17 protein-coding genes, 1 riboswitch and 1 other annotated feature are annotated in these 21,475 nt (G+C 67.3%); of the genes, 11 read left to right on the top strand and 6 right to left on the bottom strand.

The window, feature by feature from the left end:
• Positions 1-873 precede the first annotated feature (873 nt).
• From GGR48_RS15535 to GGR48_RS15520, 4 genes are all read left to right on the top strand, one after another.
• Positions 874-1,194: a hypothetical protein gene (locus GGR48_RS15535; RefSeq protein ID WP_183952758.1), complete on the top strand. Its 321-nt coding sequence runs from the start codon at positions 874-876 to the stop codon at positions 1,192-1,194.
• 33 nt (positions 1,195-1,227) lie between these two features.
• Entirely contained in the window at positions 1,228-1,596 is a 369-nt protein-coding gene (locus GGR48_RS15530; RefSeq protein ID WP_183952757.1) for a CsbD family protein, read from the top strand.
• Between the two features lie 134 nt (positions 1,597-1,730).
• Complete coding sequence (locus GGR48_RS15525) at positions 1,731-2,600, top strand: hypothetical protein (protein ID WP_240455877.1); 870 nt, start codon at positions 1,731-1,733, stop codon at positions 2,598-2,600.
• Between the two features lie 63 nt (positions 2,601-2,663).
• A complete protein-coding gene (locus GGR48_RS15520; protein WP_183952756.1) occupies positions 2,664-2,807 on the top strand; it encodes an entericidin A/B family lipoprotein in 144 nt (47 codons plus the stop codon).
• Between the two features lie 55 nt (positions 2,808-2,862).
• On the opposite strand, the gene GGR48_RS15515 is transcribed toward GGR48_RS15520, so the two are convergent.
• On the bottom strand, positions 2,863-3,168 hold the full coding sequence (locus tag GGR48_RS15515; protein ID WP_183952755.1) for a hypothetical protein: 306 nt from the start codon (positions 3,166-3,168) through the stop codon (positions 2,863-2,865).
• A gap of 87 nt (positions 3,169-3,255) precedes the next feature.
• Positions 3,256-3,479: riboswitch (cobalamin riboswitch) on the top strand.
• Positions 3,480-3,656: 177 nt separating this feature from the next.
• Between GGR48_RS15515 and GGR48_RS15510 the strand changes: the two genes are divergently transcribed.
• The 5 genes from GGR48_RS15510 to GGR48_RS15490 all read left to right on the top strand — a co-directional run bounded on the left by GGR48_RS15510 (position 3,657) and on the right by GGR48_RS15490 (position 9,470).
• The gene (locus GGR48_RS15510; protein WP_183952754.1) at positions 3,657-5,834 is read left to right on the top strand and encodes a TonB-dependent receptor; all 2,178 of its coding nucleotides are present in this window, start codon (positions 3,657-3,659) and stop codon (positions 5,832-5,834) included.
• A complete protein-coding gene (locus tag GGR48_RS15505) occupies positions 5,821-7,254 on the top strand; it encodes a hypothetical protein (protein WP_183952753.1) in 1,434 nt (477 codons plus the stop codon). Before GGR48_RS15510 ends, GGR48_RS15505 begins: the two co-directional genes overlap by 14 nt.
• 53 nt (positions 7,255-7,307) lie before the next feature.
• A complete protein-coding gene (locus GGR48_RS15500) occupies positions 7,308-7,979 on the top strand; it encodes a glutathione S-transferase family protein (protein WP_183952752.1) in 672 nt (223 codons plus the stop codon).
• Positions 7,966-8,331: a tRNA-binding protein gene (locus GGR48_RS15495; protein WP_183952751.1), complete on the top strand. Its 366-nt coding sequence runs from the start codon at positions 7,966-7,968 to the stop codon at positions 8,329-8,331. Before GGR48_RS15500 ends, GGR48_RS15495 begins: the two co-directional genes overlap by 14 nt.
• A 206-nt stretch (positions 8,332-8,537) precedes the next feature.
• The gene (locus GGR48_RS15490) at positions 8,538-9,470 is read left to right on the top strand and encodes an alpha/beta hydrolase (protein ID WP_183952750.1); all 933 of its coding nucleotides are present in this window, start codon (positions 8,538-8,540) and stop codon (positions 9,468-9,470) included.
• A 125-nt stretch (positions 9,471-9,595) separates the two neighbouring features.
• On the opposite strand, the gene pepN is transcribed toward GGR48_RS15490, so the two are convergent.
• Positions 9,596-12,199, bottom strand: coding sequence for an aminopeptidase N (gene pepN / locus GGR48_RS15485; RefSeq protein WP_183952761.1), 2,604 nt, complete (start codon positions 12,197-12,199; stop codon positions 9,596-9,598).
• Between the two features lie 138 nt (positions 12,200-12,337).
• Between pepN and GGR48_RS15480 the strand changes: the two genes are divergently transcribed.
• Together GGR48_RS15480 and GGR48_RS15475 are read left to right on the top strand one after the other, a co-directional pair.
• On the top strand, positions 12,338-14,056 hold the full coding sequence (locus tag GGR48_RS15480) for a M28 family peptidase (protein ID WP_183952749.1): 1,719 nt from the start codon (positions 12,338-12,340) through the stop codon (positions 14,054-14,056).
• Positions 14,057-14,618: 562 nt separating this feature from the next.
• On the top strand, positions 14,619-15,458 hold the full coding sequence (locus GGR48_RS15475; RefSeq protein WP_338110473.1) for a Rossmann-fold NAD(P)-binding domain-containing protein: 840 nt from the start codon (positions 14,619-14,621) through the stop codon (positions 15,456-15,458).
• Here GGR48_RS15475 and GGR48_RS15470 read toward each other — a convergent pair.
• From GGR48_RS15470 to GGR48_RS15455, 4 genes are all read right to left on the bottom strand, one after another.
• Positions 15,368-16,288 carry a DMT family transporter gene (locus GGR48_RS15470; protein WP_183952747.1) on the bottom strand — a complete coding sequence of 307 codons (921 nt, stop codon included), beginning with the start codon at positions 16,286-16,288 and terminating at the stop codon, positions 15,368-15,370. The genes GGR48_RS15475 and GGR48_RS15470 overlap by 91 nt on opposite strands.
• A complete protein-coding gene (locus tag GGR48_RS15465) occupies positions 16,285-17,286 on the bottom strand; it encodes a threonine aldolase family protein (RefSeq protein ID WP_183952746.1) in 1,002 nt (333 codons plus the stop codon). Before GGR48_RS15465 ends, GGR48_RS15470 begins: the two co-directional genes overlap by 4 nt.
• 59 nt (positions 17,287-17,345) lie before the next feature.
• A complete protein-coding gene (locus GGR48_RS15460) occupies positions 17,346-18,827 on the bottom strand; it encodes a SulP family inorganic anion transporter (protein ID WP_183952745.1) in 1,482 nt (493 codons plus the stop codon).
• Positions 18,828-18,897: 70 nt separating this feature from the next.
• Positions 18,898-18,953: a sequence feature (sul1 is cis-regulatory element that is thought to sense ions involved in sulfur or methionine metabolism; They are found in Alphaproteobacteria), on the bottom strand.
• Positions 18,954-19,350: 397 nt separating this feature from the next.
• On the bottom strand, positions 19,351-21,462 hold the full coding sequence (locus GGR48_RS15455) for a transglycosylase domain-containing protein (protein ID WP_183952744.1): 2,112 nt from the start codon (positions 21,460-21,462) through the stop codon (positions 19,351-19,353).
• Between the last annotated feature and the right edge of the window lie 13 nt (positions 21,463-21,475).

Below are 21,475 nucleotides of genomic sequence, written 5' to 3'. Positions count from 1 at the left end.
TTCAAATCCTGCCCCCGCAACCATCACACCACACGCAAACACAGCCCCAGCCCCGTAGCATCGCCGCTCCGGGGCTTTCTTGCGTTCTGTCACTCCCCCATTAGGCAAAGAAGCAGGCCACAGGCCTGCCACAGGGCGTCTCCAGTGAGAAAGATTAGCCTTGCCTCGCAGCAGGCGACACCCATCCACCATGCTCCGCATCAACCCCCGAATGACACAGACTTCCACTGAATGTCGTTCGCGCGCTTGTAATGCCTGCTGCTGGCTGCCCTTGTCGCTGTCGAACACGACAATCCCCAGCCTGGGAGGTTGCTCCACAGGTCTGCGGGCGGTGAAAGCCACCACGACGGGGTGCAGCTTACGCTCAAGCATAGCTGCCGGATTGTAGGCGTCACCATGCCATCTGCGTCGATGGGCTGACGGTTCAGCTCGCCCATGGCATTGAGAACCACCTTGCAACTCGGTATGTTGGCCATGTTCGCAAGAGGCAATTGCGCCTCCCTTTAGATCATCAACCAACGCCCCCATGCATAACCCCTGTCACGCGCCTGGCATTACCTGTCCTCCGGCGGGGATGTGCTATGCAACGTGACGGCCTAGACAGGGTCTACGCGTCGCGTGGGTAGGGCTGGAATGGATAGTGTTCGGTCGAGAGTACGGTCGCAAATACTGTTCGTTGCATTGGCGCGGGGCAGAGGCAGGCGGCCGCTGCGCCGTTTCGACACGGGCGCGCGGCCAGTCGCATCGCCACGAAGGAACGATTACGACCGTCATATTTATCGCATCAAGAAAATCGGGAACGACTTAATCTATCATAAGTTTAGCACCATCTGATCGGCAACGCATCGTCGCCGATCGTGTGGAGGCAACCGCGTGAACCGCATTTTCGCCAGTATCGCCTTGAGCTGCCTGACGGTGGCGTGCGCCGCGCCGTCGACCCGGATTGCGACGGGGCTGGAGCGTTATGGCTTGGATGCCGAGCGTTCCACCTGTGTCGGCCAGCGGCTCGATCGCAATTTGTCGCTGGGCCAGTTGCAGCAGCTGGGCAAGGCGGCTGCCGCCTATCGGCGCGATGACAGTGACCCCACGCGGTTGACGATGAGCGATTTGATCCGTGTCGCGGGCGAGATCAAGGACCGGCGCGTCGCTTTGGAAGTGGGCAAGGCCGCCGCAGGCTGCGGCGTGGCGCCCTGACCACGACACACCCCTCGTTTTGGAGGAAAACCCATGAACAAGCATGAACTTCGCGGCGGTGCCCGCTATGTCGGTGGCAAGGTCGAAAAGGCGGTCGGCGATGTCGTCGATAGCCGCGACTGGAAGGTCGCCGGTGTCACCGATCAGGTGGCGGGTGGTGCCGAGCATCTGTTCGGTCGTGCGCAGTCGATCGCGGGCGATGTCGCCGATGCGACCCCGAGCCTGATCGAGCATGCCCGTGAGAAGGTCGGCGATGCGGCCGATCGCTCGGTCGATGCTGCGCGACGCGGTTCGGACAAGGCACGGAATCATATTCGCGGCAATGAGGCGACGGTGTTCGCCATTGCGGCTGCGCTGGGCGGCTATGCCCTGGGCTGGCTGATCCACCGCCGTCGCGGCTGAATTGATACATTCGGCACTGGGCCGGCCGCGCAAGTGAGCGGCGGCCCGGGCGCCATCCCCGCTTATCATGTTGCGAATGACGACCGGTCGACAGGATCGGTGCGCGTCCGCACGTCACAGGAACAGGAGTAGATATGGCCCATAATGTTGCATCGGTGGAGGGTGGCGTGATCGGTCATCTCGGTCGTCGAGCCTCCTGGAGTGCGATTTTCGCCGGTGTGGTCATCGCGGTGGCGGTCCAGCTGGTCCTGGGCATTCTCGGCACCGGCATCGGCCTGTCGATGGTCGATCCGACCGACGGTTCGACGCCGGGCGCGTCGGGCTTCGGCATCGGCGCCGGCATCTACTGGCTGATCACCACCGTCATCGCGCTGGGTGCGGGCGGTTATGTCGCCGCGCGCATGTCGGGTGTGACCGAGCGGTTCGATGCGCTGGTCCATGGCCTGGTCGTCTGGGGCGTCACGTTGATCCTGACGCTGTATCTGCTGACCTCGGCGGTCGGTGGTATCATCGGCGGTGCGTTCCGCACGGTCGGCGCCGTGGCCGGGGCGGCTGGTTCGACGGTCGGTGCGGCCGCGCCCAAGGTCGCGCAGGTCGCCGGAGTCGATGAAGGCGATGTCCGTCAGGAAGCCGCCAAGTATCTGAGCGACACTCCGACCGACCCGGCGCAGATGACGCCCGAGCAGGCGCAGAAGGAAATCGCCAAGCAGCTGCCCGCCATGGCGCGCGGCGGCACCGATGGTGTCCGTGCCGAGGCTCGTGTCGTCGACATCGTCGCGGCGCAGCGCAAGATCAGCCGTGAGCAGGCCCAGGCGCAGGTTAGCCAGGCCAAGGCTGACTTCATCCGTACCAAGAACGAGACGGTGCAGGCGGCCAAGACCGCAGCGGATGCCGCCGCCGGTGCCGCGTCGAAGACCTCGTTCATCCTGGTGCTCGCGCTGCTGGCCGGCGCCGGTGCCTCCGCCTTTGGCGCGACTGCGGCCGCCCGCCGTCGTCCGCGCTGAGTGCCCGCGGCGGGCCGGCGTATCGGGCCCGCCGCACCTTTCCTGAAAGAGGAGATCATCACCATGACGAAGATCGCTCTCGGCGCCACGCTGTGCGCCATGCTGGCCCTCTCGGCCTGCAACACGGTCAATGGCGCGGGCAAGGACCTGCGCTCCGCCGGAAGCGCGATGTCCGATGCCTCGGGGCAGGACAAGCCGAAGAAATAACGTCACGGGGTGACCGTGAACGGACGGGGGGTGGTCATGGACCGCCCCCGTTTTCCTATCCGCGCCGGCGAGCCCGGCGGGCGGGGGCTTCGGTTTCGGGCGGTTCGGTGGTTTCGACCAGTTCCACGATCTCGAACGCGAACCCCGCCCAGCCGCGCTGACGCGCCGCATCGGCCACCGCGTTCTTCTTGCCGGTCGCGTCCTTCAGCGATTTGGCATGGCCCCAGAACACCTCGGTCTTGCCGTTGCCCAGATCGGCGACGATGCGCCAATAATGGGTGAAGGGCGACGCGGTCGGCCCGATCGTCTTCACATAGCCGTCCGCCATGGTTGCGGTCAGATAGCGGGTCCTGCGTGCCATGGCGTTCGCGATAGCGCGGATCGGGGGCCAGCGCATCCGCTTGACGCGCATGGCGCCATCGCCCAGACAGAACGCGGCCGGAATGATCCGGTCAATGATCGCGCCGGTTCTTCCCGACAAGGAAGATTAAAAGGGAACGCGGTGAGGGCGAGCGATCGCCCGAATCCGAGGCTGTCCCTGCAACTGTAAGCGGTGAGCGGAGATGCACGGATCGACCCCGATGGTCGGTCCAGCCACTGGGGCAACCTGGGAAGGCGCATGTTTCGCGATGACCCGTGAGCCAGGAGACCTGCCGGCGTCAGGTCGCTCTTGCCGGGTCCAGGGGATGGCCGTGGCTAAGGTCTTTTCCGACGAGCGACGCCAATGGTGGCGGAGGCATGGGTGACCATGGAAGTGCGGAATAAGCGTCCAGCATGCATGGCACCCGTCCGTTCGGGATCGGACGGAAGGCCTCGGCTTGTTCGCAATAAGACGCTACAGGCAGTAAGATGTTATATCGTAACTATAATGCAAGGCATTGGGGGCTGCTCGCTGGTACGGTGCTGATGCTGGGCAGCGGCCCCGCGATGGCGCAACAGATCGGCGAGGCGGGCACTGGCGACGGGTCGGTGCTGGTCATCGGCACGCGCGAGACTCCAGTGCTGGACACGCCCAATGCGACCGCCAGCCGCCTGGGGCTGACACCGTTCGAGGCGCCCGCCAGTATCGCCACGATCGACGGCGATACGATCCGCGCGCGGGGCGACCAGTCGATCGTCGAGGCGCAAAGCCGTGCGCCCGGCATCGCCAGCGTCGCCAATCCCGGCAATGGGGGCACGGCTCTTTCCGCGCGCGGCTTTTCGGGGCAGGGATCGGTGCTGCAACTGATCGACGGGGTGCGGCTGTTCCCGGCGGCGGGGACCATCACCTTCCCGACCGACCCCTGGATGGTCGAGCGGATCGACATACTCAGCGGCCCGGCCTCGGTCCTTTACGGTCAGGGTGCGCTGGGCGGCGCGGTCAATGTCGTGATGCGCAAGCCGAGCGCGCGGACGCAAGGACAGGCCGAGATCGGCTATGGCGCGCAAGACAGTTTTCGCGCGGCGGCCGGGATCGGCGGGCCGGTGGGGCATACGCTGTCCTACCGTGTCGACGCCAGCTATCGACGCTCGGACGGCTATGTCGATCGGGGGGACTCGAACAGCGTCGCGCTGTCGGGCACGCTTGTGTGGAAACCAACGCCGACGCTGGCGGTGACGATACGCGGCGATCATGGCGATCAGCGGCCGATCACCTATTTCGGCACCCCGCTGATCGACGGACGGCTCGAACTGGCGGTGCGCGAGCGTAACTATAATGTCGCCGACGCGCGGATGCGCTTTCGCGACGACCGCGCCTCGGTCCAGGTCGACTGGACGCCGAGCGCGGCGGTCAGCGTGTCCAACATCGCCTATTATCTGACCAGCGACCGTTTCTGGCGCAATCTGGAAAGCTATTGCTGGGTCGGCAGCACCGGGGCCTGCGCGGACGGATCGCCCGGCCGGCCCGGTACGATCCGGCGGAGCAGCAATTACGGTATCCGCCACGACCAGACCCAATGGGGCGATCAGGCGAGCGTGACGCTGCGCACGCCGCTGGCACCGGGTATCGCCAATGCCTTCGTCATCGGGGCGGACGCCAATCTGGTCCGCTTCACCCATGAGAACGACTTCGGCTCGGTGGCGCAGGAGGACGGCGTCGATCCCTTCGCCTTCGATCCGAGCCGCTTCCTGGATACGCAGGGAATCGCGCCGCGATACCGCACCCGCACCGCCGCGCTGGCGGTGTTCGCCGAGGACCGGGTGACGCTGGGGCCGAAATGGTCGGTGGTCGGCGGCTTTCGCTATGAGGAAAATCAGGTGCGCCGCTGGGCGATCGCTTATCCGGGGGGCGTGCGGAGCGACCGCTTCGCCTTTGAAAAGGCCTTCCGCAACGCGACCTGGCGGGCGGGCATCGTCTATCGGCCGCTGCCGACCCTGTCGCTCTACGGCCAATATGCGACCGGCGTCGATCCGCTGGGCACGCTGACCACCGTGTCGACCGGGCAGGTGGCATTCAGCAACGCGCGCGGCAATCAGGTCGAGGCGGGGGCCAAGCTGTCGTTCCTGGGCGGGCGCGGCATGGCGACGCTGGCGGCGTATCGGATCGTCAAGACCGGGCTGCTGGCGCAGCGTACGCTGTCGAGCCCGGTCGAACAGGTCGGCCAGCGATCGGCGCAAGGCGTCGAGGCGGCGGTGTCGGTCGATTTGCCACAGGGCTTCGGGATCGAGGCCAATGGCACGCTGCTCGATGCGCGGTTCGACGATTTCCGCTCGGGCGGGGCCGACTATAGCGGTCGCACGCCGCCCGATGTGCCCGAGGCGCTGGGCAATATCTGGCTGCGCTGGGATGCGACGCGCCGCGTGCAGGCGCGTGCCGGACTGCGCTATGTCGGACGGCGCTTCTCGGACAATGGCAATGCGTTCCGCATTCCCGGCTATGCGACGGTGGACGGCACGCTGTCCTATGCGCTGAGCCCGCATATGGCGGTCGATCTGCGCGTCTATAATCTGTTCGACAAGGCCTATGCCGTCACCGCTTATGGCGATCAGCAATGGATATTGGGGCGGCCGCGCTCGCTGGATGTGGCGCTTCGTGCCGCGTTCTGACCGATCTTGGGGGAAGGCGGCGCTGCGGCTCGCCTTCCTCACCCATCGCTGGGCGGGGATCGTCGCCTGCCTGTTCTTCGCGATGTGGTTCGCGAGCGGACTGGTCATGCTCTACGTCCCCTATCCCGCTCTCAGCCCGGGACAGGGCTGGGCGGGGGCAGCGGCGATCGACTGGACGCGGGTGACGAACGTGCCCACCGATACCGCGCGGCGGATCACGCTGGAGATGCGCGACGGTCAGCCGGTCTGGCGGATCGAGGGCGGTGAGGGGGAGACACGGATCATCCCGGCGCAGCGCGGGGTCAGGCCGGCCCCCGTCGACGCCGGATATGTCCGCCGCGTCGCTGGCCGCTTCGAACATGCCCCCGTCATGTCGGTCGAGCGGATCGATGACGATCAATGGACGGTCGCAGGCGGCTTCGACCGGCATCGCCCCTTGTGGAAGGCGGCGATCGACGATGCGGATGCCACCCATCTCTATATCTCCAGCCTGACCGGCCAGCCGGTACAGCGCACGACGCGAGAACAGCGTGTCTGGAACTGGCTGGGGTCGGTGCCGCACTGGCTCTATCCCACGGTCGTCCGGCGCGACAATGCGATGTGGCGGCAGGTGGTGATGTGGGTATCGGGCCCCTGCATCGCGGTGGCGCTGACGGGGATGTGGATCGGCATCCTGCGCATGCGGATGGGGCGGCGGCGGTATCGCGGCGGGCGGATCACCCCCTATCGCGGCTGGATGATGTGGCATCATGTCAGCGGCCTGCTGGGCGGGGTGATGCTGACCACCTGGATCGTCAGCGGCTGGCTGTCGGTCGATCCGGGGCGGGTCTTTGCCGGCGGTGCCGCACCGTTGGCGGCGATGCGGGACTATGCGGGGCAAACGGCCGTGTCAGGGGACCTCGCCGCCTTGGCCCGCCTTGCCGGGGGTGCGCGCAGCATCGCGTGGAGCGCGGACGGTGGGCTGGCGCGGATCGCGATCGATCGTGCCTCGCCGCACCCGCGCTGGCTGGACCGTGCGACGCTTTCGCCCGTCCGGCCGGTCAGCGCCATGGCCTCGGCAGCGATGCTGGTCCCGGACGGCCGGATGATCGCGACCGAGACGCTGGTGCGGCCCGATTTCTACTGGACCGATGCCGCGCGCCTGCCGTTGCTGCGATTGCGGTTCGACGATGCGGCGCGGACCTGGCTCTATATCGATCCGATGAGCGGCGCGCTGGTCCAGCGACAGGATGCCACGCGGCGTGCCTATCGCTGGGTCTATACGCTGCTCCACACCTGGGACTGGCCTTGGCTGACCGCGCATCGCCCCGCCTGGGACGCGTGGATGTGGCTCTGGTCGATCGCGGGGCTGGTGATGTCGGTCAGCGGGGTCGTCATCGGCTGGCGACGATTGCGCCGGCCCGCGCGCCGGGCGGCGTGAAAACATGCGTGGCGGGGTTGGCGTGAACCCATGCGCCCGCTTAGATGGGGGATATGTGGCAACTCTACCAATTCCCGCTCTGTCCCTTCTCGCGCAAGGTCCGGCTGCTGCTGGGTGAGAAGGGCGTCGGGTACGAGTTGGTCCGCGAGTCGCCGTGGCAGCGGCGCGACGAATTCCTCGACATGAACCCCGCCGGCCAGACCCCGGTGATGGTCGATGAGGAGCGCGGTGTCCTGCTGGTCGACTCGATGGCGATCTGCGAGTTTTTCGAGGAGACGGTCGAGAAGTCGGCGATGATCAACGGCACCGCCGTCGGTCGCGCCGAGATTCGCCGGCTGGTGACGTGGTTCGACACGCATTTCTATCAGGATGTGACCGGCCCCTTGCTCCACGAACGCATGGTCAAGCGTGTCGCGCGCACCGGCAGCCCCGATGCCAAGGGACTGCGCGAGGCGATGAAGGCGGCGGTCGGGCATCTCGACTATACCGATTATCTGCTCGATCATCGCAACTGGCTGGGCGGCGCGACGATGAGTCTGGCCGATCTGGCGGCGGCGGCGCAGATTTCGGTCGCCGATTATCTGGGCGGCATCGACTGGAAGGGGCATGAGCAGACCGCGCGCTGGTATCGCGGGCTGAAGAGCCGTCCCTCCTTCCGCCCGCTGCTGTCCGAGCGGATGGAGATGGTCACCCCGCCGATCCATTACGACAATGTCGACTTCTGACGCGCCCGCGCCCTCTGAGCGCATCGGGATCGAGGATTTTCTGGCGGTCGACATCCGCGTCGGCACCGTCGTCGCCGCAGAGCCGTTTCCGGAGGCGCGCAAGCCCGCGATCAAGCTGACCATCGATTTCGGCGCGGTCATTGGGGTGAAGCGCTCCTCGGCGCAGATCACGCGGCATTATACGCCGGAGACGCTGGTGGGGCGGCAGGTGGCGGCGGTGGTGAACTTCCCGCCGCGCCAGATCGGGCCGATGATGTCCGAGGTGCTGACTTTGGGCTTTCCCGATGCGGATGGGGAAGTGGTGCTGATCGCGCCGGATTTGGACGTGCCTAATGGGGGGCGGTTGTTCTGAGCTTTGGGCGTGGCCTTCGACTTCGCTCAGGCTGAACGGGGTGTGGAGTCCGGGTATGGATACACACAGCCGTTCAGGCTGAGTGAAGTCGAAGCCCACGCCTCAACCCCCTGTTAGCCTTAACATTACCCCTTGCGCCCCACGCCCCGAAGCGTAGCATCCCCCTCCGACCGTAGGGATATAACCCACGGAGGATAGGAGGGGATATGACGTCCAAACGCTGGGCCGGCCATGCGCTGGCCGCTTTGCTAACGCTCTCGGTGGCGGCGCCCGCCATGGCGCAGGCCGACAGGATGGTGCCGATCGCGGTGCCCGCGCAACCGAATGCCATTCCGCTGAACACCGGGCCCTTGCCGGGCGCGAAGACCAAGGAAAGCTGGCACAGCCAGTATAACAGCGTCTTCGCGCGTAACGTGACGGAAGCGACGCTGACCCCCTTCCTGCCCGATCCCGCCAAGGCGACCGGCGCCGCGGTCATCGTCGCGCCGGGCGGCGGTTTCCGCACCCTGTCGATGCAGAATGAGGGCTGGGACGTGGCCAAGGCGCTGGCCGATCGCGGCATCGCCGCCTTCGTCCTGAAGTACCGGCTGAACCAGACGCCCGCCGGCATGGCCGATTTCGAAAAGTCGATGGCGGCGATGTTCTCCAGCGTGGCACGTCCGACCGCGCGGCCGAACCCGGAGGAGGCGCTGAAGGGGCTCGCACCGCAGATCGCCGATTCCCGCGCCGCCTTCGCGCTGGTCCGCCAGCGGGCGGGCGAATGGAAGGTCGATCCGGCCCGTGTCGGCATGGTCGGCTTTTCGGCGGGCGCGATGCTGACCGTCGCGACCGTCCTCGACGGACAGGCCAAGCCCGCCTTTATCGGCGACATCTACGGCCCGCTCCAGCCGATGACCGTGCCCGCCGACGCGCCCCCGATGTTCGCCGCGATCGCCGCTGACGATCCGCTGTTCGCCGGCAAGGGCTTCGGTCTGATCGATCAGTGGCTGGCCGCCAAGAAGCCGGTCGAGTTCCACCTGTACGGCCGGGGCGGGCACGGCTTCGGCATGTATCCCAAGACGACGACCAGCACCGGCTGGTTCGATGCCTTTTATCGCTGGATCGTGATGGAAGGGTTTCTGAAGCCCAAGGCGCAGTAACATTCCTCCCCTGTAAGGGGAGGTGGCGCGCGGAGCGCGTCGGAGGGGTGTCGCCCTATCGAGAGCGGGACACCCCTCCGTCAGCGCTGCGCGCTGCCACCTCCCCTGCAAGGGGAGGAATAAGGTTAGTCGAGACTCTTCGACGCCTGCTCGAACAGGTCCTTCGACAGTCCCGGCGTCGCGACGATGCGCGCCAGCTCGGCGCGCATCAACTGCGCACGGTTCCCGTCGAACCGGCGCCAGCGGCCGAGCGGCGGCAGTAGCTTTGCCGCCGTCTGCGGGTTGAGCCGGTCGAGCGCGATCAGCTGGTCTGCCAGGAAGCGATAGCCCGAGCCGTTGGCGGCGTTGAACGCGCGCTGGTTCATCCCGAACGCGCCGATCAGCGCGCGAGCGCGATTGGGGTTGGCCAGCGTGAAGGTCGGATGCTCGGCCAGCGTCGCCACGACCGCACCGGTATCGTCGCGCGACGACAGCGCCTGGGTCTGGAACCATTTGTCGAGCACCAGCGCATTGTCGGCATAGCGCGCATGGAACCGCTCCAGCGCGATGTCGCGCTCGGGCGCGTCGGAGCTGACCAGCGTGGTCAGTGCCGCCTGCCGGTCGGTCATGTTGTCGGCGGCGTCGAACTGCGCGAGCGCCAGCGCGGCGGCATCCTCCGCCCCGCTCGCCGCGATATAGCCGAGCGCGACGCTGCGCAGCCGGCGACGGCCCTTGGCGTCGGGGGAATAGACATAGGCCCCTTGCGCCATCTCGCCGTAGAGCCGCCGCCACACGGGCGTCAGGGCCTGGCCGATCTGCCGCCGCAGCGACTCGCGCGCCGCGTGGATCGCATCGGGGTCGACCATCGCCAACTGATCGCCGATGAAATTCTCCGAGGGCAGCAGGACCGCCTCCGCCAGGAAGGCCGGCTCCAGCCCCTCGGCCGCCAGCGTGCGGGCGACCGCGTCGATCACCGCCTGCGCATTCATTTCCCCGTTGATCGTGCCCGCGACCAGCGTGTCGAGCATCAGTTGTTGCATCGCCTCGTACCGGGCGAAGGGATCGTCGTCATGCGCCGACAGGAAGGCCAGATCGGCCGCCGACCGATCGCTCTCGATGACGACGGGCGCGGAAAAGCCGCGATTGATCGACAGCACGGGACGCTCGGTCACCGCCTCGAACGTGATCGTCTCGGCCGCCTGGTCGAGCAGGATCAGCTGTTCGTCGGTCAGCGGCCGGCCGGTCTCCGCGCCGAACAGCCGGACCTTCAGCGGCAGGACCATCGGCTGCTTGACCGGCTGGCCGGGCGACGGCGGGACATGCTGGGCCAGGCGCAGCACCGCGCGGCCGCCGCCGGGCTCGTGCGAGAGGCCAGCCGAGACGCGCGGCGTGCCGGCCTGGGAATACCAGAGGCGGAACTGGCGCAGATCGACGCCGCCCGCTTCCTCCATGCAGGCAACGAAATCCTCGCAGGTCGCGGCCGTCCCGTCGAAGCGGCTGAAATACAGGTCGGTGGCGGCGCGGAACTTCGCCGGGTCCAGGATGGTCGCCATCATCCGGATCAGCTCGGCACCCTTGTTGTAGATGGTCGCCGTGTAGAAGTTGCTGATCTCGATATAGCTTTCGGGGCGCACCGGATGCGCGAGCGGGCCGGAATCCTCGGGGAACTGGCTGGCGCGCAGGCCCCGAACCTCCTCGATCCGCTTGACCGCCGCCGATCCCTGATCGGCGGAGAAACACTGGTCGCGATAGACGGTGAAGCCTTCCTTCAGCGACAGCTGGAACCAGTCGCGGCAGGTGATCCGGTTGCCCGACCAGTTGTGGAAATATTCATGCGCGACGACGGCGGCGATCGCGTCGTAATCGTAATCGGTCGCGGTGTCGGGATCGGCGAGGATGTAGCGGCTGTTGAAGATGTTCAGCCCCTTATTCTCCATCGCGCCAAAGTTGAAATCGTCGACCGCGACGATGTTGAACACGTCCAGGTCATATTCGCGGCCATAGATGCGCTCGTCCCACGCCATGGACAGCTTCAGCGCATGGAGCGCATGGTCGGTCTTGGCCAGATCGGCGGCGCGCACCCAGATGCCGAGTTCGACCTCACGCCCGCTCATCGTGGTGAAGGTCGAACGGTTGACCGCCAGATCGCCCGCGACCAGCGCGAAGAGATAGGAGGGCTTCGGATAGGGATCGTGCCACTCGGCCCAGTGCGTGCCGTCGTCGTTGGTCCCTTTCGCCACCGGATCGCCATTGGCGAGCAGCACCGGGAAACGCCGCGCATCCGCCGTCATGCGGACGCGGTAGACGCTGAGCACATCGGGCCGGTCGGGGAAGAAGGTGATGCGGCGGAACCCCTCCGCCTCGCACTGGGTGCACAGATTGCCGCCCGAGGCGTAAAGGCCCATCAGCTGGGTGTTGCGATCGGGGGCGATCACCACCTCGGTCTCGACGATATGGGCGTCGCCGGGCAGCGGCACGACCAGCTGCTCGCCCTCGATCCGCCAGTCGTCGACCACGGCCCCGTCGACCGTCACCGACACCGGCGTCTGCCCGGCGCCGTCGAGGCGCAGCGGTTCGTCATGCGCGCCGTTTCGCGTCACCGACAGGGTGGCACGCACCCGGGTTTCGGCCGGGTCGAGCCGGAAATCGAGCGTGATGTCGGGCACGGCCCAGGCCGGCGGGCAATAATCCTCGCGCCGGATGACGGCGGGGGCGGTGCTGGGCTGGGCCACGCTGTGCTGGATGTCCATCGCGGGAATATAGCCCTGCCGATCCGATAGGGCCATGGCGGGCGCGGCGGAAAAAAGCGTGGTACCACAAGGCATGCCGCTTGATCGCAGGGGGCGGCATGATACCCCTAGGGACTGTTTTTTCCCGAAAGGTCCTGCATGTCGCGTTCGACGGCTCTGCTGCCGCTGCTTCTCCTGTCCACCGCCGCTGTCGCGCACGACCATGATCACGCCTTTGGCCACGATCATGCCCAGACCGCGCCGGCCACGGCCCAGACCATAACGCCCCAGCGCAGTCCCGCCGAGCGCAACGCGACCATCACCGCCCCGCTGCCCGAGGATCAGGCGGCGATGAAGGCGCATGTCATGTTCCTGGCGTCGGACGCGATGGCGGGGCGTGAGGCGGGGACCCGCGATTACGACATCGCCGCGCAATATGTCGCCGCGCAATTCTATGCCGCGGGCCTGCGCCCCGGCGGTGACGAGGGCGGCTATCTGCAAAAGGTGCCGCTGGTCGGCTACAAGGTCGCCGACAAGGGCAGCGCGATGTGGACCCCGACGGGCGGCCAGGCGCAAGAGCTGGTCTTCGGCGAGGATTTCGTGCCCTCGCCGGTGCCCAATGCCAAGGAGACCAGCCTGAGCGCGCCGGTCGTCTTCGTCGGCTATGGCATCGATGCCGCGCAATATGGACTGACCGATTACAAGGGCGCCGATGTGCGCGGCAAGATCGTCGCCTTCCTGCCCGGCACGCCCGAGGGGCTGGGCGGCGAGGAGCGTGCCTTTTTCGGATCGGCGGCGAACAAGGCCACCCTGGCGGCGGCGCGGGGTGCTGTCGGCGCGGTGCAGATCGATATGCCGCGCGCCAACGGACGCCAGCGCCCCTTCGCCTCGCTGGCGCGCTATTATGATGCGCAGCGCGTGACCTGGGCCAATCCGGACGGCACCGCGCATGCGATGACGCCGACCACCCCGGTGCTGGGCACGCTGTCGCAAGCCGGCGCGGCCAAGCTGTTCGGCAAGGACTGGGCCGCGATCACCAAGGCGGCCGCTTCGGCCAAGCCGCGCTTCTCGCCCGTCACGACCCGGGGGCAGATGACGGTCGCCAGCAAGACCAGCTTCAAGCCGATGGACAGCAGCAACGTCATCGGCCTGATCCCAGGCAGCGATCCCAAGCTGAAGGACCAGGTCGTCGTCCTGTCGGCGCATCTCGACCATATCGGCGTCAATGAGGGCGGCGATGGCGACCGGATCAACAACGGCGCGCTCGACAACGCGATCGGCATCGCCAGCCTGATCGAGGAGGCCAAGCGCTTCAAGGCGGCGGCCGCGCCCAAGCGCACCGTCATGTTCCTGGCGGTGACGGCGGAGGAGAAGGGGCTGGTCGGCTCCGACTATTTCGCCAACCACCCGACCGTGCCGCTGTCGTCGATCGTCGCCGACGTCAATCTCGACATGCCGATCCTGACCTACAAGTTCGAGGATATGGTGGTGTTCGGTGCGGACCGCTCGACCCTGGGGCCGATCGTGCGCAAGGCGGTGGGCGCGATGGGCCTTCCGGTCGCACCCGATCCCATGCCCGAGGAGGGCATCTTCGTCCGCTCCGACCATTTCCGCTTCGTGCAGAAGGGCATCCCCTCGGTCTTCCTGTGGCCGGGCCAGGCCGGGCCGGGCAAGGCGGCGGTCGCCGACTTCATGAGCCACCGCTATCACAAGCCCGGTGACGAGGTGGATCAGGGCATCGACTGGAGCCAGGGCCCGCGCTTCGTGAGCGTCAACTACGCCATCGCGCGCGAGATCGCCGATGGCGCGGAGCGGCCGGTGTGGAACAAGGGCGACTATTTCGGCACGCTCTATAAGGGGCCGATGGCGGCGAAGTGAGGGGGAGGGGAGCGTTTCGGCTATTTGGCGCCAAACCTCCCCCACGCTCGTTCAGCCTGAGCGAAGTCGAAGGCCAAGGGATAAGCTAGGCCAAGTGGCCCGTCCGGGGCGTGCACTTCGACTTCGCTCAGTGCGAACGGAGGTTGGGGGTGGCCGGTGACGGTGGTTCGAGCGGGAAGGCTTTTGTCGCCAAACCACCCCACACCCGTTCAGCCTGAGCGTAGTCGAAGGCCAAGGGATAACCTTCGCCAAGTGGCCCGTCCCCGACGTGCACTTCGACTTCGCTCAGTGTGAACGGAGGTTGGGGCGGGCAGCGATGGCGGTCGGAGCGGGAAGGTATTCGCAGCCAAACCACCCCACACCCGTTCAGCCTGAGCGCAGTCGAAGGCCAAGGGATAACCTTCGCCAAACGGCCCGTCCCCGGCATACACTTCGACTGCGCTCAGTGCGAACGGAGGTTGGAGTGGGCAGCGATGGCGGTCGGAGCGGAAGGCTTTTGCAGCCAAACCTCCGCCACGCCCGTTCAGGCTGAGCGACGTCGAAGGCCATGTACGGAGGTTGGGTGAGTAAGCTGTTCGTCTTCGGCATGGGCTATGCCGCCGGCCATTTGGCGGCATTGATGGAAGAGCGCGGCTGGTCCGTTACCGGCACCACGCGCGACGGGCGCGGCGGCACCGTGCGGTTCGACGACCGCGAGCGTGTGGAGGCGGCGATGGCCGCCGCCACGCATATCCTGTCCTCGGTGCCGCCGGAGGGCGAGCAGGACCCGGTGCTGGTCGCCTATGGCCCGCCACTGGCCGGGTCCAAGGCGTGGGTCGGCTATCTGTCCTCGACCGGCGTTTACGGCGATACCGGCGGCGCGTGGGTGGACGAGACCGCGCCGATCGGCTCGGGACGACGCGCGGCACGGGCGGCGGCGGATGCGGATTGGCAGGCGCTGGGGGCGCGGGTCTTCCGATTGCCGGGCATCTACGGCCCAGGCCGTTCGCCGATCGACCGGGTTCGTGGCGGACGCGCGCACCGGGTCGGGCTGCCCGGACAGGTGTTCAGCCGGGTGCATATCGCCGACATCGTCTCGGGCGTGATCGCCGGGTTCGACGGTCCGGCCGGCGCGTACAATCTGTCGGACGATCACCCTTGCGATCAGGATGCGGTGGTGTCCTACGCCGCCCGGCTGGCGGGCCTGCCGCCGCCCCCGCTCGTGCCGCTCGAAAGCCTGTCGGCGGCGGCGCGCGGTTTCTATGCCGAGAACCGGCGGGTGGCGAATGGCAAGGCCAAGCGGGTGCTGAACTGGCGGCCCCGCTATCCCGATTACCGGTTGGGCCTGCGCGCCTTGAGCGCGATGACCAGCCCGATCGCGGTCACGCCCGCGCCCGCACCCGCCAGCAGCGACCAGCGATAGCCCTCGAACACCGTCGACAGGCTCATCGCGATGACCGGCACGATCACGCTGGAATAGGCCGCCTTGGCCGGGCCGATGGTGCGCAGCACCCGGTAATAGAGCGGAAAGGCCAGCGCCGAGGCGAAGAGGCCGAGATAGAGGATGCCGAGGATATAGCCGGCGCGCATCTCGAACACCGGCGGGCCGTTCAGGCTATAGGCGATAACCGCATCCAGCGCCGAGCCGATCAGCATCGCGACGCTCAAGGTCGCGTGCATCGGGAAGCGCTTGGCGGTGTTGGTCGCCTGCATGACGTTCGCCGTGGAGGCGGACAGGATCGCGACGATGGTCAGCGCGATACCGGTCAGCGCGCGGGAGGGGCCGGCGGGATCGACCCGCGCTTCATGCACGAACAGCAGCGCCGCACCCGCCATCGCGATGGCGGAGCCGACCAGCAGCTGCCGTCCCATGCGCTGTCCCAGAAACAGCCGCGCGAACCCCGCATTGGGGATCAGCAGCATCGCGAAGACGACCGCGACCAGTCCGGAGGTGATGTACGCCTCGGCGCGGTAGACGAAGTTGAAGTTGAGGACGAACTGGAACAGCCCGATGCCGCCTGCGAACAACCAGCCGGTGGTGCCGAGCCGGAAACTCTCACGCTTGGCCAGCGCGAACGCACCCATGGCCAGCCCGCCGACCAGGAAGCGATAGCTGACCGACCAGGTGGCGGGGACGACCGAAATCTGGTCGCGGATGACCAGCCAGGTCGATCCCCAGATCAGCGTGACGATCGCGAAGGGGATCAGGACGGCGGCGCGGGTGGAGCGTGGTCCGGTGTCGAACTCGCTCATAGGGCCATGATCGCATCGGCGAGCGCCGCGACATGATGCGCGTCGGTGTCCCAGGCGGTGACCAGGCGAATCTCGCCCTCCGCCCAGTCGTAGAAGTCGAAACCCTGCCCCCGCAAGCGGGCCGCTTCCTCGGGCGTGGCGCGCAGGAAGACCTCGTTCGCCTCGACGGGGTGGACCAGACGGCCGCCCGCCGCGCCGGCCAGCCGCTCGGCACAGGCATTGGCGAGCGCGCCGTTCGCGATCCACAGGTCGTTCTCGACCATCGCCAGCACCTGCGCGGCCAAGTAACGGCCTTTGGACATCAGCAGCCCGGCGCGCTTGCGGCGGCGGCGGGTGACCTCAGCGAGGCCGGGCTTGAAGAAGACCAGCGCCTCGGCACTCATCGCGCCGTTCTTGACGAAGCCGAAGGACAGCGCGTCCACGCCCGACTGCCAGGTCAGCGCGGCGGGTGTACAGCCCAGCCGCGCAATGGCATTGGCGAAGCGCGCGCCGTCCATGTGGAAGCCCAAGCCCCGCTCCTTGGCAAGCGCGCCGATCGCGGCGACTTCGCCCGGATTGTAGACGCGGCCATATTCGGTGGCGTTGGTGATCGAGATGGCGTGCGGCTGGACCCGGTGCACATCGTTGGCGATCGCGTCGATCAGGCTGCGGATCGTATCGGGGGTCAGCTTCGCCCCCTCGCCATCCGCCAGCATCAGCTTGGCGCCGTGGGTGTAGAATTCGGGCGCGCCGCCTTCGTCATTCTGGATATGCGAGTCGCGGTGGCAGACCACCCCGCCATAAGGCGGGCAGAGCGCGGCGAGCGCCAGGCAGTTGGCGGCGGTGCCGGTGGGCACCCACAGCACCTCCACCTCCGTCCCGAACAGCTCGGACAGCCGCCCGTCCAGCGCCCTGGACCAGCGATCGCCGTCATAGGCGGTATCCATCCGGTCGGCGGCGGCGATGGCCTCCATCACCTTGGGATGGATACGGGCGGCATTGTCCGAGAAAAAGCGCATGGCTCAGGCGTTTGGGGGAGGCGGTGGGTCAGGTCAACACCACCGCCCCATGCGATGCGTCAGTGCGGCACCGCGCCCAGTTCGAACCCCGTCTTGTCGTGCAGCGCGAAGCGGTCGACCAGATCGGCGCTGGCCCGATTATAGCCGATCACCTCGACCGATGAGCCATCACGACGCAGCCGCGCGACGATCTTGTCGAGCGCACCGACCCCCGAAATGTCCCAGAAATGCGCCGCCGATACGTCGATCACCACGGTCCGTCCCTGTTCGGGCAGAAAGGCGCGGGTGAAGCGGTCGACCGAGGCGAAGAAGATCTGCCCCGTCACGCGGTAGCGCACCGTGCCGGCCTCCTCGATCCGCTCGACCGCGAACAGGCGGCGGACCTTGCCGGCGAAGAATACGCCCGACAGCAGCACGCCGGCCAGCACGCCCTGCGCCAAATCGCGGGTGGCGACGACCACCGCGACCGTGACCAGCATGACGACCGAGGAGGTCGGCGGATGGCGGCGCAGATTGGGGATCGAGTTCCAGCTGAACGTGCCGATCGACACCATGATCATCACCGCGACCAGCGCGGGCATCGGAATGCGCCCGACCACGGGGCCCAGCACGGCGAGCAGGAACAGCAGGAACAGCCCGGCGGTCAGCGTCGACAGCCGCTTGCGCCCCCCGGACGTGACGTTGATCACCGACTGGCCGATCATCGCGCAGCCGCCCATGCCACCGACCAGCGCGGCGGCGATATTGGCCACGCCCTGACCGCCGCATTCGCGCCGCTTGTCGCTGTCGGTATCGGTCATGTCGTCGACGATCTGCGCGGTCAGCAGCGATTCGAGCAGGCCGACCGCAGCCATGGTCAGCGAATAGGGTAGGATGATCCGCAACGTCTCGAAGCTGAGCGGCACATTGGGCAGCGCCAGGCTGGGCAGCCCCTCGGGCAGGCGGCCCATGTCGCCGACCGTGCGCACCGGCAGGCCCATGGCGATGCTGATCGCCGCCAGCACCAGGATGGCGACGAGCGGGGAGGGGACGGCCTTAGTGATGCGCGGCAGCAGGTAGATGATGGCCAGCCCGCCGGCGATCAGCGCATAGCTGTGCCAGCTGACGCCGATCAGCTGCGGCAGCTGCGCCATGAAGATCAGGATGGCGAGCGCGTTGACGAAGCCGGTGATGACCGATCGCGAGACGAACTGCATCACCAGATCGAGGCGCAGGAAACCGGCGGCGATCTGGATCAGCCCCATCAGGATGGTCGCGGCGAAGAGATAATCGACGCCGTGCTCGCGGACCAACGGGGTGACGACGACCGCGACGGCGGCGGTCGCGGCCGAGATCATCGCCGGCCGGCCACCGGTAAAGGAAATGACGATTGCGATCGCGACCGAGGCATACAGGCCGACGCGCGGATCGACGCCCGAGATGATCGAAAAGCCGATCGCCTCGGGAATCAGCGCGAGGGCGACGACGATACCGGCCAGCACATCGCGCCGCGCATCGCCCAGGTTGGAGAACCATTGGGTTCGGTAGCTTTGGAGAGTCATGAAATACCAGAATGTCGCGCATGGCGGACACGCTCTCTGAGGGCAGGAGCGGCGATGGGGCCATGCATTCTGTTGTCCGGCGGATCGGCGGCCGGAATAGCCACCCGGAATTGCACCGGGTCCTTGCGAATGAGCGCGCGTCTAATTGGTATGAGGGGGGAAGGGCAAGCCCCGTCAGCCCGGGTTCAAGGTCTTGGTTCGCACAGAGGCGCGGAGGACACAGAGAGGATGTGCGAGTTGGCCTCTAATTCCTCCCCTGCAAGGGGAGGGGGACCATGCGCAGCATGGTGGAGGGGTGTCCCCGATCGCAGGGAATGGAACGCGCGCGAGCGGTTACACCCCTCCGTCAGGCCTTCGGCCTGCCACCTCCCCTTGCAGGGGAGGAAGAATGGAAATGCCGGCCTGGTTTCGCAAAGTTCTCCGCGCCTCTGCGCGAACGAAACCTTTTCGTGGCTTCGCGTGAACATCAAATGGCATCACGCAAAGCCGCGAAGAAAAAACGTCTCCAGCCCGAGAGCGTTCGCTACTCCCCCTCGCCCTCATAGCGTTCGTCGGGCGGGCGGCGGTCGTCGGGGCCGGGGCCGGCGCGTTCGGGGCGGCGGCGGCCGGGGCCGACGGTGATCGATCCGTCGTCACCGGTGCGCAGGTCCAGCCCCAGACCCTGGATGATCTCGCCGACCGGATCGGCGGGGGCGGGCATCACCTCTTCGTCCACGCCGTTGGCATAGGCATCGGGGTCGACCTCTTCCTGCACCACGGGTGCCGCCACCGGCGGGATGTCGAGCGCGGATTGCATGAACGCGCGCCAGATGCGCGCGGGCACGCCGCCGCCCGACAGGCCGGGATTGGGGGTGTTGTCGTCATTGCCGACCCACACGCCCACCACCAGGTCGCGTGCGAAGCCGACGAACAGCGCGTCGCGTGAGTCCTGCGTCGTGCCGGTCTTGCCGTAAGCATCGACGGTCAGCATCGCCTGCCGCCCGGTGCCCGACTTGATCGAGGCGGACAGCAGGTCGAGCATCCCGTCATGCACCGCCGAGGAAAAGCCGGTCTTGCGGTCGGTGAGCGACTGATACCAACCCTTTTCGCGGACATCGGTCAGGCCATGCGGCGCGACCGGATAGCTTTCATTGGCGACCGCGGCATAGGCGGCGGTCAGCTCCAGCAGGCTGACGGTCGAGGTGCCCAGACCGATCGTCGCCTCATTGGCGATGGGGGTGGAGATGCCCAGATCGCGCGCCGCCTTGGTCACCGCCTTCACGCCGACCGCCTGGGTCAACCGCGCCGCCGCCACGTTGGACGAGCGCGCGAAGGCCTGGCGCAGCGTGATCTTGCCCAGATAGCGGCCGTCGCTGTTGCGCGGCTTCCACCCGGCGATGTCGACCGGTTCGTCCTCGATGGTCGAGTCCGGCGTCATGCCCGAACGCAGCGCCGCCAGATAGACGAACAGCTTGAACGCGGAGCCCGGCTGACGCCGCGCCTGGGTGGCGCGGTTGAACGGGCTCTTGGAATAATCCTTGCCGCCGACCATCGCGACGACGCGGCCGTCGGGGCGCATCGCGACCAGCGCGACCTGCGCCTCGCGCAGGCCGGCGCTGCGCACCGTCCGCTCGGCGATGCGTTGCAGGCGTGGATTGAGCGTCGTCTGGACGGTCGCCTCGGTCTTGATCTCACCCGCCTGGTCGCGCGCCTCGGGCAGGACCCAGTCTGCGAAATAGGTGCCCGAGGGCAGCGTTTCCGGTCTGGCGGCGAGGACGCGCTGCGGCTGCACCGCATCGGCCTCCGCCTTGGTCAGGAAGCCGGCATCCTCCATCGCGCCGATCACGACCGCCTGCCGCGCCCTCGCGCCCTTCAGATTGCTGGTCGGCGCCAGCCGCGACGGCGCCTTGACCAGCCCGGCCAGCATCGCCGCCTGACCAATGTTCAGCTTGTCCGGCGTCCGCCCGAAATAATGTTTCGACGCGGCGGTCAGTCCATACACATTGTCGCCGAAATAGACGTTCGACAGATAGCGCGAGAGGATCTCGTCCTTGGTCAGCCACGCCTCCAGCCACAGCGCGATCATCGCCTCGCGGATCTTGCGACCGGCGGTGCGGTCGGAATCGAGGAATGCGTTCTTCGCCAGCTGCTGGGTGATGGTCGATCCGCCCTCGCGCACCCCGCCCGAGCCGAGATTGTGCCAGGCGGCGCGCAGGATGCCGCGCGGGTCGATGCCCCAGTGCGAATAGAAGCGCCGGTCCTCGATCGCGAAGAACGCCTCGCGCACATGCGGGGGCAGCTTGGCGGCGTCGACCGGCGCGCCGATGATCGCGCCGCGCCGCGCGATCGGCGTGCCGTCATCGGCGGTCAGCGTGATCGAGGGCGGCGTCGGCGGCTGGAGCGAGCGCGACAACGGTGCCGTGATCGCCAGCCAGATGACCGCGATGACCAGCAGGATGATCCCCACGCCCAGCCCGCGCGTGATCCACCGGCCCCAGCGGATCTGGCGACGCGGCCGGCCGGGCGTCGGCTCCTCTTCGTCGGGGCCGAAAGACCAGCTCTGCGTCTCCGCATCATAAAGCGGATAATGATGCCCGACCGGCTCATAGGGGCGGTCGATCGGCATACGGTCGGGATTGAACGGGTCGGGGCGCATCACAGGGTTCCGG

The sequence above is a fragment of the Sphingomonas pseudosanguinis genome (assembly GCF_014196255.1).
GTDB classification, from domain to species: Bacteria; Pseudomonadota; Alphaproteobacteria; order Sphingomonadales; family Sphingomonadaceae; genus Sphingomonas; species Sphingomonas pseudosanguinis.
The sequence above is the reverse complement of the archived record's forward strand: the minus strand, read 5'-3'. Positions and strand labels throughout refer to the sequence as shown.

Bases quoted from the DNA above. Each gene is read 5' to 3' on its own strand.
- GGR48_RS15500 (WP_183952752.1), top strand. From the start codon at position 7,308: ATGTGGCAACTCTACCAATTCCCGCTCTGTCCCTTCTCGCGCAAGGTC.
- GGR48_RS15510 (WP_183952754.1), top strand. From the start codon at position 3,657: ATGTTATATCGTAACTATAATGCAAGGCATTGGGGGCTGCTCGCTGGT.
- GGR48_RS15520 (WP_183952756.1), top strand. From the start codon at position 2,664: ATGACGAAGATCGCTCTCGGCGCCACGCTGTGCGCCATGCTGGCCCTC.
- pepN (WP_183952761.1), bottom strand. From the start codon at position 12,199: ATGGACATCCAGCACAGCGTGGCCCAGCCCAGCACCGCCCCCGCCGTC.
- GGR48_RS15465 (WP_183952746.1), bottom strand. From the start codon at position 17,286: ATGCGCTTTTTCTCGGACAATGCCGCCCGTATCCATCCCAAGGTGATG.
- GGR48_RS15530 (WP_183952757.1), top strand. From the start codon at position 1,228: ATGAACAAGCATGAACTTCGCGGCGGTGCCCGCTATGTCGGTGGCAAG.
- GGR48_RS15515 (WP_183952755.1), bottom strand. From the start codon at position 3,168: ATGGCACGCAGGACCCGCTATCTGACCGCAACCATGGCGGACGGCTAT.
- GGR48_RS15460 (WP_183952745.1), bottom strand. From the start codon at position 18,827: ATGACTCTCCAAAGCTACCGAACCCAATGGTTCTCCAACCTGGGCGAT.
- GGR48_RS15480 (WP_183952749.1), top strand. From the start codon at position 12,338: ATGTCGCGTTCGACGGCTCTGCTGCCGCTGCTTCTCCTGTCCACCGCC.
- GGR48_RS15455 (WP_183952744.1), bottom strand. From the start codon at position 21,462: ATGCGCCCCGACCCGTTCAATCCCGACCGTATGCCGATCGACCGCCCC.
- GGR48_RS15490 (WP_183952750.1), top strand. From the start codon at position 8,538: ATGACGTCCAAACGCTGGGCCGGCCATGCGCTGGCCGCTTTGCTAACG.
- GGR48_RS15495 (WP_183952751.1), top strand. From the start codon at position 7,966: ATGTCGACTTCTGACGCGCCCGCGCCCTCTGAGCGCATCGGGATCGAG.
- GGR48_RS15525 (WP_240455877.1), top strand. From the start codon at position 1,731: ATGGCCCATAATGTTGCATCGGTGGAGGGTGGCGTGATCGGTCATCTC.
- GGR48_RS15470 (WP_183952747.1), bottom strand. From the start codon at position 16,288: ATGAGCGAGTTCGACACCGGACCACGCTCCACCCGCGCCGCCGTCCTG.